Here is a 13388-nt window from a genome sequence, read left to right as displayed (position 1 = left end):
TTGGCTCAACCGTCCTTTCCGGGGTTCTCAGCAGCCAAGATCAGGTACAGCACGGCCATACGGATTGAGACCCCGTTGGCGACCTGTTCGAGCACGGTGTTCCGTGGCGAATCGGCCGCGGTGGAGGAGATTTCCAGCCCGCGGTTCATCGGTCCCGGGTGCATGATGATCGCTTCGGTGTCCTCCAGCCGGCTCAGCCGTTCAGACGTCAGCCCCCACCCGCGGGTGTACTCGGCGGTGGAGGGGAAAAACGACTGGTGCATCCGTTCCTGCTGAATCCGCAACATCATCACCGCATCCGGCTCGGTGGCCAGGGCTTCGTCGAGGTCGTAGGTGACCTCGCACGGCCAGGACTCGGCCCCCAGAGGCATCAGAGTAGCCGGTCCAGCCAGGGTCACGCGCGCCCCGAGGGTGTTGAGTAGCCACACATTGGAGCGAGCCACTCGAGAATGCAGAATGTCTCCGACAATCACCACGTGTCGGCCGGTCAAATCCTGACCCACCGGCGGGGCGGTGGCCGGGTCGGCCCCGTCGCGGAAGGCGAAGCGGTGGCGCATCGAAAAGGCATCGAGCAACGCTTGGGTGGGGTGCTCGTGGGTGCCATCGCCGGCATTGACCACCGGGGAGGAGCACCAGCCAGATTCAGCCAGTTGGTGGGCGGCACCGGATGCCCAGTGGCGCATCACGATCGCGTCAGCGCCGGTGGCTTCCAAGGTTTGGACGGTATCGCGCAGGGACTCTCCTTTGGACACCGAAGAACCCCGTGCGGAGAAGTTCAGCACATCAGCGCTGAGCCGTTTAGCGGCTGCTTCAAAGGAGATCCTTGTCCGGGTGGAATCTTCAAAGAAGAGGTTCACCACGGTGCGTCCGCGCAAAGCGGGAAGCTTTTTCACCTGACGGTCTTTGACCCCGGCCATTTCTTCGGCGGTATCGAGGATGTGCAGGGCGTCTTGGAAGCACAGATCCTGGGTGGACAAAAGGTGTCGCATGATCACCGCACCCCCGTTGCGGTCACGACGGTATCGGAGATGATCACGCAGTCTTCGTGCTCGGTGCCATCGACGTCTTCCAGCCAGACACTGACGCGTTCTGCCGTGGAGGTGGGCAGGTTTTTGCCGACATGGTCGGCGCGGATGGGCAGTTGCCGGTGGCCACGGTCGACCAGTACGGCCAGGCGCACAGCGGCCGGGCGACCAATATCAGATAGGGCATCAAGTCCGGCTCGTACGGTGCGTCCGGAAAATAGTACGTCATCGACCAAGACCACGACCGCATCATCGATGCCGTTACGCGGTAGCGAGGTCGGGACTGGGATCCGGGAGGCCTGGGTGCGCAGATCGTCCCGGTACAGGGTGATATCCAGGGTTCCGGTGCGTTCGGTGGCATCGAAGTCCGGGTCGATTCCGGCGATTTTTTCGGAAATTCGGTGGGCTAGTGGAACGCCTCGCCGGGGAATACCGAGCACCACGAGCTGATCGCTACCGTGATTCGATTCCAAAATTTCATGGGCCATTCGGGTTAACGCCCGGTCAATATCGGCCGCGTTGGCTACCACCCGGGCGAGCCGGGAGGCGGGGTTTTTGGGTTCGACAAAATCTCCCACCGTGTCTCCTTTCCCGCCTCACAGGACGGTCTTTAAAGGATGTCCCCAACCGGTTGGTTCGGGGCGGTTTCCACTGGTCAACTCTAGCACGATCGTTCACCGGCCCGAGCGCATCGTGTTAGAGCACCAGGGTAGGTTTGACCTGCTGAATTCGTCCCAGCAGACCGTTGACGAAATCCGGAGACTCATCGGTGGAGTACTCTTTGGCGATGGTGGTGGCCTCCGAAACGGCCACCGCGTCGGGAACATCGTCGTTGAACAGCAGCTCCCAGGTCCCCACGCGCAGGGTAGCCCGGTCGAAGGCCGGCATCCGGTCCATGCTCCACCCTTGGGTGTAGGTGGCCAAAATCTCATCAATGCGGTCGTATTCGGTAATGACCCCGTCGACGATTTCGGCGGTATAGGGGTTGATGATTTGGTCGGTGTATTGCCGGCGCGCCTGCAACGCGGCCAAGGGTGTGGAGTGGCGTTGTTCGGCTTCAAAAATGATCTCGACGGCGCGTCGTCTGGCCCGTCCTCGCGAGGAGGTTCTCACGTGTTGTCCTGGTCCTTCTGATGATTTAACGGTCGGCACAGTATCTGAGATGACTGCACCCACCCTGCCGTGCGACGGTGGGCCGCTCAGCACCGGGTGGGTGTCTCGACAAGAGAAGTCTTAGTCGGTGACGCGACCCTGGTATTCACCGTTGCGGGTGTCAACCTTGACCTTGGTACCCTGCTCCACGAACAGCGGAACCTGCACCACGTAACCGGTTTCCAGGGTGGCCGGCTTGGTACCGGCCGAGGAGCGGTCGCCCTGCAACCCGGGTTCGGTGTAGGTGATTTCCAGGACCACCGAGGCCGGCATGTCCAGGTACAGCGGGGTGCCGTCGGAGATCGCGATGGTCACGGTCTCATTTTCCAACAGGTAGTTGGCTGCATCGCCGACCACGGACTCGGGGACGATGATCTGGTCGAACGTGGTGTTGTCCATGAAGACAAACTCGTCACCGTCGCGGTACAAAAACTGGTAGTCCGAGCGGTCCACGGTAGCGAACTCAACTTTAGCCCCGGCGTTGAAGGTCTTATCGATGGTCTTACCGCTGGTGAGGTTTTTGATCTTGGTCCGCACGAAGGCGCCACCCTTGCCGGGTTTGACGTGCTGGAACTCCTGGACGTTCCACAGTTGTCCGTCCAGGGAGATCACCGAGCCGTTTTTAATATCGTTACTGGTGAGCATGACCATGCGCCGTTATAACCTCACTTCGGTTGATGAACGTTGGGAAAGATGACCTCTAACAGTGTAACGCCTTTGCGCAGGCCTGTTCGTGCTGTTCGTCGGTTCCGGTACCTTAGTCGGCGATTTCCTGATAGGCGGCGAACAATAGTGACTCATCGGGAACATCGTAGGTGATGGGCCGACCTTGGCCTTCCAGAAGCACGAAGCGTAGCTGATCGCCACGGTTCTTCTTATCGCGTTTGATGCCATCCAGCAGGGCCGCCCAGCGGTCGCCGCGGTAGGAGGTCGGCAGCCCCAGAGCACCAAGAACGCTGAAGTGTCGTTCGGCGGTGGCGTCATCGAGTTTGCCCACCGAGCGGGCCAGCTCGGCAGCGAATGCCATCCCGATCGACACCGCAGCACCGTGGCGGTACTGGTAACGTTCGGCCAGCTCAATGGCGTGGCCTAGGGTATGGCCGTAGTTGAGAATCTCGCGGATTCCGGATTCCTTCAAGTCCTGGGAAACCACCACGGATTTCACGCGGATGGCGCGTTCAATCAGTTCCCGCAGCGCCGCCGAGTGCGGATTGGTGGCTTGTTCAGGTTCGGCTTCGATCAGATCCAGAATGTGTTCATCGGCAATGAACCCGCATTTGACCACTTCAGCCAGACCAGAGATTAGCTCATTCTTGGGCAGGGTGAGCAACGTGTCGAGGTCGGCCAGAACGCCCACCGGGGGGTGGAAGGCACCCACCAGGTTTTTACCCTCGGCAGTGTTAATGCCGGTCTTACCGCCCACGGCGGCATCGACCATTCCCAACAGCGTGGTGGGCATGTGCACCACGTTCACGCCACGTAACCAGGTGGCGGCGATAAATCCGGCCACATCGGAGACCGCTCCCCCGCCGACGGAGACGATCGCATCCGAGCGCGTAAATTCGTTTTGGCCGAGCACCTGCCAGCAAAAGGCCGCAACCTGGATGTGCTTGCCTTCTTCGGCGTCGGGGATTTCGGCGGTGATGGCGTTAAACCCGGCCTGATCAAGATCTTCTTTGACCACATCTCCGGTGGCGCGCAGGGCCCGTGGGTGGACCACTAGTACCTTGCGGACCTGGGTACCCAACATCTCGGGTAATTGCGAGAGCAAACCACGACCCACCACGACGTCATAACCACCTTCGCTGAGGTATTCCGAGCCCCCGGCGACCGGTATCACGCTGGGTTCGTCGTGCTCTTCGCGGGCCTGAACGTCCTCGGCCACCACACCCGCGTCGGCGCCAGCCGGTGCCGACGCGGGTGGTGTCTGCGGAGTTCGCTCGGTGGTGGGATCAGTCTGTGGTTGTTGATCGGTCATGATCGATATTCATCCTCACGTGCGGCCCGGGGTTCTTGTCCGGGCCATTGAGTACTGTTTTATCGAGTCTAATGGTCGTGGGTTTTTTCTGCTCGACGATACCGCCGGGCGATCTTTCCGGCGAGTTGACGAGGACTATCTGCAGTGGTATCAACGACCTGATCTGCGACGCTGCGGTAGAGCCGGTCGCGTTCGGTGGCGATCTGTTCCCACGTCTCGGCCGGGTTATTCTCTAGCATCGGTCGCCCCTGCCCGTCATCGAGCCGACGCAGGGCCTCCCGGGTGGAGACCTGCAGATAGATCACGTAGCAGTGCTCGACTAGGAAGTCGCGGGTGGTGTCTCGCAACACCGCTCCCCCACCCAAAGAGATCACCGTTTGCTGTTTTCCGGTGAGGGCTTCGGCGACTACCTGCGCTTCGGCGTCGCGAAAACCGGGTTCACCGTGGACACGGAAAAACTCGGGGATGGGGCCGTGCTGGTGAGCGAACAGCTCATCGGTATCGACGTGGTCATAGCCCAGTTCTGCGGCTAATACTGGGGCAAGGGAGGATTTTCCCGATCCCATCGGACCCACCAGGGCAATGGGTTGACCGCGGGTGTGTGAACTCACTGGATCGGATCTCCCATGTGGTCAGCTGACGTAGCCCCGCCGGTATTGGTCTGCAGGGTGGGTAGCGGGGCCAGAGAGTCCAGATAGGCGTTGAGGTTCCGCTGGACTTCAGCGATCGAGTCACCGCCGAATTTCTCCAGCACCGCTTCGGCCAAGACCAGGGCCACCATCGCTTCTGCGACCACACCGGCGGCCGGTACCGCAGCGACATCGGAGCGCTGGTGATGGGCCTTGGTGGTTTCTCCGGTGGCCACGTCCACGGTGTCCAGGGCCCGGGGAACCGTGGAGATTGGTTTCATCGCGGCCCGGACGCGAATGATCTCTCCGTTGGACATTCCGGCTTCAATACCACCGGCACGGTTGGTGCGACGTGCCACGGTGTTGTCCTCGGTGCGGATGATTTCGTCGTGGGCTTGACCACCTAGGCGGGTGGCGGTGGTGAAACCATCGCCAACTTCGACACCTTTGATGGCCTGAATGCCCATCAGCGCCGCTGAAAGTTTGGCATCCAGTCGGCGATCCCAGTGCACATGGCTACCCAGCCCGACCGGGGCATGGTAGACCAACACCTCCACGGTGCCACCCAGGGTTTGACCGTCCTTTTTGGCCGAGTCGATGATCTCCACCATGCGCTGGGAGGTCTCCGGGTCGGTGCAACGCAACGGGTCCTCGTCCAACCGGTGCACGTCGTCGGGGGTCGGGAGTTCGGCGTCCTCGGGCACAAAGACCGTGGAGATCGAGACGGTGTGGGAGACGGTGCGAATGCCCAGCTGGGCCAAGAAGTGTTGGGCAACGCGCCCCAGGGCGACCCGGGTGGCGGTTTCGCGCGCCGAGGCACGTTCCAGTAGCGGGCGGGATTCGTCAAAACCGTACTTCTGCATTCCAGCCATATCGGCGTGTCCCGGACGCGGCCGGGTCAGCGCGGCGTTGCGGGCCAGACCGTCGAGCTCGGCAGGGTCCACCGGATCGGGGTTCATGACTTTTTCCCATTTCGGCCATTCGGTGTTGGCAATGTGAATGGCCACCGGGGAACCGAGGGTGAGGCCGTGACGGACACCGCCGATGAGGGTGACCTGGTCCTTTTCAAATTTCATGCGGGCGCCACGGCCGTATCCCAGTCGACGCCGTGCCAGGGCATCCTGGATATCGGCGGTGGTGATCTCAATACCTGCCGGCAGGCCGTCGATAATGCCAACCAGTCCCGAGCCATGGGATTCACCTGCGGTGAGCCATCGCAACATATCTTTAACGTCCTTCAAATTCAGGGGGTGCAACGCGAGGAACCTTGGTGGTGCCCCAGGTCACCTCGCGCCGGTGCGGACTACCTACCAGCCTAAATCACCCTCGAGTCTTTCGGCGGTCGTGGTGTTAAACCGATCGCTTCGGCCATGGCCACAGTGACCGCATCCCAGTCGGGTTCTGCCTGGTGGGAGCTGGTAGCTTGTCTTGCCTCATGTTCGGCACGGAGCTCGGCAGTCAACAGCTTGACTTGTTCGACGGCTTGGTAGAGTAACATCTCCACACCGGAGATCACCTGTCCACCATTGCGATGCCAAACGAGGGCCAGCTGGGAGGGCCAGGGGTCATAAGCTACATCCAGCAGGGGTGGTAGCCAGGTGTAACCCGACAGGCTGTGAGCAAATTCGCTAGCTGCTCCGGGTGGGAGGGTGGAGATCACGTAGCGGTAGCGGTCCAGTTTCGTCAGCCCGGAGGCGATCGAGTCTATCTCAGCGGCCAATCCCAGATCGGTAGCGAGCTTGCGTTGGGGTTCAGTTTTGGCCTGGTTGCGGACCAAGAGCTCCACCCCGGTGACGCCCATGAGCTGTGCAGCTTCAATGGCCGCCGCGGCGGTGCCTCCGCCACCAATAATGCCCAGCGTCGACGAGGCCGGCGTCTCTGCCCGCATCAGCGCCCGGACGATGCCGTCGCAGTCGGTGTTATATCCGGTTGCCTGTCCGCTGGCGTCGAGTACCACCGTGTTCAGCACGCCCAAGCGCCGCACCCGATCAGAGAGCTGATCCATCAGTGGCACGAGGGCCGGTTTCAGCGGCATCGTCACCGAAAACCCCAGCCAGCGGGTGTGGCCGGTCGTCAATTCGTGGCGCCGGTCTCGGTAGAAGGTCTCCACCTGGTCGAGGTCGACATCGGCCCGGGTGTACTCAATTGCTAGCCCCAGGGCGCGGTAGGCGGCCTGGTGCAGGACCGGGGAGAGCGAATGGTCTATCGGGTGCCCCAATACGGCGGCCTGGCTCGGTGCGCTACGAGTGGTCACTGCGCACCGTTATCGACTGATTCGCCGTCTGTGCTCGGGGCACTGGGGTCGTCGTTGGATCCGCCACCACACATCTCGGGGTTGTCCTGACAGTACTGGCGGTATTCGTCGACGTTCTCGTTGTGTTCTTCCAGAGTGGCGGCGAATTTGGTTTCCCCAGTCTCAATGTTGACGGTCACCCAGTAGTAGTAGTCGTTGTCCTCTGGCTCTGCCGCCGCATCGAGAGCTTCCAGCGACGGGGAACCAATCGGCCCCGGTGGCAACCCGCGGTGGGCGTAGGTGTTGTACTCGTTGGACGCATCCTCACGGTCTTCTGCCGTAAACTGCAGAGACTGGGTGCCCAGCCCGTAGATCACCGTGGCATCAATCTGCAGGTAGCCGGCGGTTTCGGGGTTGGATGGATCCAGCCGGTTACGGATGATGCCCGAGACGGTCTGGAAGTCATCGGTGCGAGCTTCTGCCTGCAGGATCGAGGCGATGGTGACCAGGTCGAATTGGTCGTCCTCATCGGTGATGCCCAGCCGGTCGAACTCTTCCATGGTGGGCTCGATCATCAACTGCAAGATTTCTTCGGGGCTAGCATCCACGTCAAAACGGTACTCGCCGGTGGCGATATAACCTTCCAGGCTCTCGGCCTGTTCGGGTAGCCCGTAAGCGGTGGGGTCAGTAGCGGCTTCTTCAACCTCTTCCACCGAGTACTGGGTGGCATCGGCGATGGATTCATAGACCGCATCGATGCGGGTCCCGGAATTGACTGCGACATAGTTCACCCCGGGGTCTCCAATGCCTAACAGCCTGTCTGCTGCCTCGGAGGCTGACATTTGGCGTTTCATCTCGTAGTCGCCAGGCTGAATATCTTGAACGCTTTGGGCTTCGTCGAGCGCGTCGGTAAAGGCCCCGGTGGAGGCGACGATGTCTTCTTCCACCAGTCGGTCTCCGATCACAATGGGACCCTCACCGGGGTTCACGGTAAAGGTCACCGGTTCTCCTCCGGGTCCCTCGTAGTCGGCATTGGTGCCAGGGATCAGCTGACGCAGTCCGATACCGACCACGGCCAGCAGTCCCACAAATACCACGAAACTTGCCGCCAGCACGAGGTATCGGCGACGCCGGCGCTTGGCACGCTCGGCGGCTTTTTCTTCGTTCACCACGGTGTACTTTCCGGAGCCGTCGGCCACGGTGAGATACCCCAGTGCCTCGAGTTCCTCGTCTTCGTCATCATCGGCATGATCATGGTCGGATTCCTCAGCGTCGAAGCCGGGATATTGCCGTCCGTCCTGTGGCAACGGGTCCAAGTCGCCCAGGTCTTGGTTCTGATCTGCCTCGTAGTGGGTGGGTTGGGAGGTATTGTGCTCGGGCTCTGCTCGGTCATGGTCAGGCTCGGAGGCGTGCTCGGTGGCCGGGACCGGGGCCGGAGCGTTCCCAGAGAGGTCCTCATCGGCCGCCGAGGCGGCTCTGAGAGCGGCCCAGCGTTGCCGTCGCGTCATCGGCGCTGGCTCGTCAGTCTGTGTACCACCCTCAGCCTTGTTATAAGCCTGGGCGGTTTGGGTGGTCTGTTCCGGAGTGGTGGCGACACCGTCTTCCGAGGCATCAGCGCGTACCTGTTGCGCACGTCGTGCCAGCTCGGCTGCTTGCTCCCGTTCGCGACGTTCCCGACGCGTCATCGGTCGCTGTTCGGAAGGTGAGCCGGTACCGGCGGATTGTTCATCCGTCATGACTGTCCTTCCGTTGCTTGTTCGGGTGCCGGAACCACGCGACGTCCTGCCCGTTGTCCATCGCGTTTCTCCACGGTCAGGGCGTGTTCCAGGATTTCCACAGCTGCGGCCTGGTCAATAACCGACCGCTGAGAGCGGGCGGAGCGTCCCGCCTGATGGAGTGATTGGGAGGCAAGGACCGTGGAAAGCCGCTCGTCAACCAGGAAAACCTGCACGTGGGCACATTCGGCGCTCGCGGCAAGTGTATCAGCAAGTCCCTGAGCGTAGTCTTCAGCGTCAGCGGTGGAGGCAGTGGATTGACCGTGTAAGTTGATCGGGTCTCCCACATACACCACGGTCGCTTCCCGGTCTCTGGCGACCGAGTATATGTAGCGCTGATCACCCCCGGAACCGTTGAAATCTCGACGCAGGGTCTTCACCGGGTGAGCCATAATCCCGTCGGGATCGCTGGCGGCCAGTCCGACGCGGGCGCGCCCGACGTCGACCGCGAGGCGAACTCCGCGGGTAACGGTGCTGTGCGTGTCGGACATCGGTGGGGTGGACTCTCCGTAAGCGGCAGGGGTCATAACGGGATGGGTCAGCTGCCTAGTGCTGGACGACCTCGTCCCGAATGGCTTGTAACGCGGCGTCAACCTGGCTGGCATCTTGGCCACCACCCTGAGCGATATCGGGCTTACCACCGCCGCCGCCACCGAGGACACCGGTAGCGGTTTTGACGAGCGTGCCGGCTTTCAGGCCCTGTTCCTGGGCCTGGTGGTTAGCTGCCACGGCTACCAGCGGACGGGATCCCGCCTCACCAATCAGAGCTACCACCACACTGGCATGTCCGGCCTGTTCCAGTCGGGCCTTGAGATCCAGCACGGACTGACGCAGATCATCTGCACCGGGAACGTGCCCCAGCGAGGCGGCCACCACGGTGGTGTTGCCGATGGTTTCAGCCTGATTGATCAGCCCGGAAGCTACTGCCTGCAGCTGGGCGGATTTCAGGGCGGCGAGTTCTTTTTCAACCTCGCGCAATTTGGCCAGGGTGGCTTCCACACGGCCGGGCACATCCTCGGCCGGGGCCTTGAGCATTTCGGTGAGCTGATTCATCAGGGTGCGCTCGGCAGCGAAATGCTCGAACGCATCGTAACCGACCAGCGCCTCCACGCGACGGTTACCGGAGCCCACCGACTGTTCGCCCAGCAACGCCAGGGTGCCAATTTCCGAGGTGGTCGTCACGTGAGTCCCACCGCAGAGTTCGCGGGACCAGGCGCCGTTCATTTCTACCACGCGCACCCGTTCGCCGTATTTTTCCCCGAACAGGCTCATGGCGCCCATGGCCTTGGCCTCATCCAGTGAAGTCTCCATGGTCAACACCGGGAAGTTATCGCGAATCGTGGTGTTGGCCAGGCCTTCGATCTCGGCCAGAGCGTTGGGTGAAATGGCATCCCGCCACGTGAAGTCGAACCGCAGGTAACCCTCTTTATTGAACGACCCGGCCTGAACTGCGTCATGTCCGAGAATATCGTGCAGGGCGGCATGGATAATATGGGTGGCCGAGTGCGCTTTCTGGGCGTCCAACCTGCGTTGCACATCGATCGCACCCACGGCTTCGGCGCCGGCGGGTACTTCACCTTCGGTCACCACCGCGGAGTGGACACTGAGCCCCTTGACCGGAGACTGCACGTCAGTAATCTTCAGGACGAAACCGTCACCGGTGATCACACCGGTGTCGGCCGCCTGGCCACCGGCTTCGGCGTAGAACGGGGTGGCATCCAGCACCACTTCGACTTCTTGGCCTTGCTCAGCGTAGCTCGCCTCGTGGCCTTCGACCAGCAGTCCGCGAATCCGGGATTCGGTGGTGTGCTCGGTATATCCGGTAAAGACCGTGTCGTGGCCCTGATGTAGCTGGTGGTATACCGCAGCATCCGCATGACCGGACTTTTTGGACTTCGCATCTCGTCGGGCCCGGTCACGTTGCTCGGCCATCAAGGCCCGGAATCTCTCTTCATCGACGCTCACCCCAGCTTCTTCGGCCATTTCCAGGGTCAGGTCGATGGGGAATCCGTAGGTGTCGTGCAGCTCGAAAGCATCCTGGCCCGATAGCGGGGTGCCAGCGCTCTTGGCAGCGGCCACTGAGTGTTCCAACCGAGTGGTTCCTGCCGCAATGGTGCGCAAGAAGGCTTTTTCTTCGGCATATGCAATGCGGGAAATCCGGTCGAAGTCGGTCTCAACCTCAGGATAGGTTCCTTTCATGGCGTCCCGGGAGACCGGTAGCAACTCGGGCAACACCGGCTTGGTGACCCCCATCAGTCGCATCGCGCGTACAGCCCGGCGAATCAGCCGGCGCAACACATATCCCCCGCCTTCGTTACCGGGGACCACGCCGTCGGAAATCAACATCAGTGAGGACCGGATATGGTCGGCAATGTAGCGCAACCGCACGTCATTTTCGAACGTGGGGTCCGCAGGGTTCTCGCTGGAGGTGTAGGTGACCTGGGCGAGTTCTGCGGCCCGGTCGAGGACCGGACGCACCTGGTCGGTCTCGTACATGTTCTCCACGCCCTGCAAGAGCATCGCCAACCGTTCTAGTCCCAGACCGGTGTCGATGTTCTTATTCGCCAGTTCTCCGGCAATGTCAAAGTCTTCTTTGGTCCGGACCTCGGAGAGCTGATACTGCATGAACACCAGGTTCCAGATCTCCATGAACCGGGTTTCATCCGCGGCCGGTCCCCCGTCCACGCCATAGGCCGGACCACGGTCGTAGTAAATCTCGGAGCAGGGTCCGCCCGGGCCGGGCTGACCGGTATTCCAGTAGTTATCAGCTTTTCCAAACCGCTGAATACGCTCTTCGGGCAGGCCAACGACATCACGCCAAATGCTAGCTGCTTCCTCATCCTCTTCATAGACGGTGACCCACAGGCGTTCTGGGTCCAGTCCGTATCCCCCCTGGTCTTGGGGAGTGGTCAGTAGTTCCCACGCAAATTGGATGGCATCTTTTTTAAAGTAATCGCCAAAGGAGAAATTCCCGCACATCTGAAAGAAGGTTCCGTGGCGGACGGTTTTTCCAACTTCTTCAATGTCGGCGGTGCGAATACATTTCTGCACACTGGCGGCGCGGGTGAATGAGGGGGTTTCCTGGCCGAGGAAATACGGGATGAAGGGCACCATGCCGGCGATGGTAAACAGCAAGGAGGGGTCAGGAGACACCAACGAGGCTGAAGGCACCACCGTATGGTTCTTGGATTCAAAGAAAGCATTCCAACGGCGGGCAATTTCATGCGATTTCATGCAACGTGTTCCTTTTCATGCAACGTGTTCCTTGTACTGTATTTTCTGTTTCGCCACACACGCGTGGCGACTACCATGGGCTTGCCGAACGCTCCCCGACGCCGTCACCGTCGCCCGTGCGCCGATTGTCACGGAGACTGGAACCGGGCTTACTGCTTCGGGGGGTTGACCGTAGCGGTCCCTTGAATCGTGGTCATCTGCTGGGCCCGCAGGGTCCGTCGCGGAGCGGTCTGCGTGGTGGTTGGTTGGTCGTGTTCATCTTGGGACCGGAAGGCGGGAACTTCTTCACGCAACTGGGAGAAGAAGGCTTTAGCACCTTCGGTCACCGCCGTTGCGGTGGCACTGCCGGCCTGGCGTCCGATGTTTTCAGGGCTCAACGTGGTTCTCAGGGACTCCTCTGCACGCACCACAGCCTCATCACGGCCTTTGCAAATGAGCGTATGTCCAACCCATCCAAGTGCAACTCCCACACCCAACGTCAGGACCTTGTTGATCACGGAGGTTTCCAACCTTTCTCACGAGTTCGCCTAGCAAACACTCGTTTCCGACATGGTTACGAAATGATATCAATCTCCACTTTACCTTGTCAGCACGCTACCGTGGCGTCACAGGACCCACACTTGTCACACCAGATACCTCGGTTTGAACCTGCCCTTAACCAGCGGTACCCCGCTGGATCCCATCATCCAACGGGGTACGCTCCGGTAAGTCCGGGCTTAGCGCGAGTAATGCTCAACCACGAGATTTTCCTGGATACCCACGGGAACTTCAGAGCGTTCCGGGGTCCGAACCAGGCGAGCACGCAACTTGTCGATTTCCACATCGAGGTAGCCGGGAACATCGGGAAGCACTTCCTGGTGAGCTCCGGTGGCAGCAATCTGGAAGGGCACCATGGTCTCCGAGCGCTCGTGAACGTGGATCAGCTGGCCTTCTTTGACCTGGAAGGAGGGGCGGTCCACACGCTGACCGTCAACCAGGATGTGGCGGTGCACGACCAACTGACGAGCCTGAGCGATGGTGCGTGCGAAACCGGCACGTAACACCAGGGCATCTAGACGGGATTCCAGCAGGGTAATGAGGTTTTCACCGGCCTGACCGCTACGCCGCTTCGCTTCGGCGAAGTAACGGCGCATCTGGGCCTCACGCACGTTGTACAGTGCGCGCAACCGTTGCTTTTCCTTCAGACGAACCGAGTAGTCTGAGTCGGCGCGACGACGAGCGCGACCGTGCTGACCGGGGCCGTAGGGACGGCGCTCCATGTACTTTTCGGCTTTAGGAGTCAGGGCAATGCCGAGTGCGCGTGAGTGGCGCACCGTGCGGCGAGAACGCAAGTTCTTAGTCATGAATCAACTTTCTTGTCAT

13 protein-coding genes are annotated in these 13388 nt (G+C 61.0%); all 13 read right to left on the bottom strand.

Features of this window, described 5'->3' with window-relative positions; translation table 11 throughout:
* Positions 1–5 precede the first annotated feature (5 nt).
* Positions 6–989, bottom strand: a complete 984-nt coding sequence (locus tag DCC25_RS02600) for an aspartate carbamoyltransferase catalytic subunit (RefSeq protein ID WP_110100509.1) — start codon at positions 987–989, stop codon at positions 6–8.
* A 2-nt stretch (positions 990–991) separates the two neighbouring features.
* On the bottom strand, positions 992–1603 hold the full coding sequence (gene pyrR, locus DCC25_RS02595; RefSeq protein ID WP_110100508.1) for a bifunctional pyr operon transcriptional regulator/uracil phosphoribosyltransferase PyrR: 612 nt from the start codon (positions 1601–1603) through the stop codon (positions 992–994).
* 118 nt (positions 1604–1721) lie between these two features.
* Positions 1722–2138, bottom strand: a complete 417-nt coding sequence (nusB, locus tag DCC25_RS02590) for a transcription antitermination factor NusB (protein WP_110098422.1) — start codon at positions 2136–2138, stop codon at positions 1722–1724.
* A gap of 120 nt (positions 2139–2258) precedes the next feature.
* On the bottom strand, positions 2259–2822 hold the full coding sequence (gene efp, locus DCC25_RS02585) for an elongation factor P (RefSeq protein WP_110098522.1): 564 nt from the start codon (positions 2820–2822) through the stop codon (positions 2259–2261).
* 112 nt (positions 2823–2934) lie between these two features.
* Positions 2935–4155 (bottom strand): 3-dehydroquinate synthase, encoded by a 1221-nt coding sequence (gene aroB, locus DCC25_RS02580; protein ID WP_110100507.1) that lies wholly within the window; start codon positions 4153–4155, stop codon positions 2935–2937.
* 68 nt (positions 4156–4223) lie between these two features.
* The gene (locus tag DCC25_RS02575) at positions 4224–4766 is read right to left on the bottom strand and encodes a shikimate kinase (protein ID WP_110100506.1); all 543 of its coding nucleotides are present in this window, start codon (positions 4764–4766) and stop codon (positions 4224–4226) included.
* Positions 4763–6007, bottom strand: coding sequence for a chorismate synthase (gene aroC, locus DCC25_RS02570; RefSeq protein ID WP_110100505.1), 1245 nt, complete (start codon positions 6005–6007; stop codon positions 4763–4765). Before aroC ends, DCC25_RS02575 begins: the two co-directional genes overlap by 4 nt.
* A 92-nt stretch (positions 6008–6099) precedes the next feature.
* On the bottom strand, positions 6100–7038 hold the full coding sequence (locus tag DCC25_RS02565; protein WP_110100504.1) for a shikimate dehydrogenase: 939 nt from the start codon (positions 7036–7038) through the stop codon (positions 6100–6102).
* Positions 7035–8753 carry an endolytic transglycosylase MltG gene (mltG, locus tag DCC25_RS02560; protein ID WP_110100503.1) on the bottom strand — a complete coding sequence of 573 codons (1719 nt, stop codon included), beginning with the start codon at positions 8751–8753 and terminating at the stop codon, positions 7035–7037. Before mltG ends, DCC25_RS02565 begins: the two co-directional genes overlap by 4 nt.
* Entirely contained in the window at positions 8750–9319 is a 570-nt protein-coding gene (gene ruvX, locus DCC25_RS02555; RefSeq protein WP_233487859.1) for a Holliday junction resolvase RuvX, read from the bottom strand. Before ruvX ends, mltG begins: the two co-directional genes overlap by 4 nt.
* Before the next feature lie 19 nt (positions 9320–9338).
* Positions 9339–12026 (bottom strand): alanine--tRNA ligase, encoded by a 2688-nt coding sequence (gene alaS, locus DCC25_RS02550; RefSeq protein WP_110100501.1) that lies wholly within the window; start codon positions 12024–12026, stop codon positions 9339–9341.
* Between the two features lie 149 nt (positions 12027–12175).
* Positions 12176–12523, bottom strand: coding sequence for a hypothetical protein (locus DCC25_RS02545; protein WP_146206400.1), 348 nt, complete (start codon positions 12521–12523; stop codon positions 12176–12178).
* A 219-nt stretch (positions 12524–12742) separates the two neighbouring features.
* Entirely contained in the window at positions 12743–13369 is a 627-nt protein-coding gene (rpsD, locus tag DCC25_RS02540; RefSeq protein ID WP_110100499.1) for a 30S ribosomal protein S4, read from the bottom strand.
* Positions 13370–13388: the final 19 nt, after the last annotated feature.

The sequence above is a fragment of the Auritidibacter sp. NML120636 genome (assembly GCF_003185945.1).
Classification (GTDB): Bacteria; Actinomycetota; Actinomycetes; order Actinomycetales; family Micrococcaceae; genus Auritidibacter; species Auritidibacter ignavus.
This window is presented reverse-complemented; position numbering and strand designations above follow the sequence as displayed.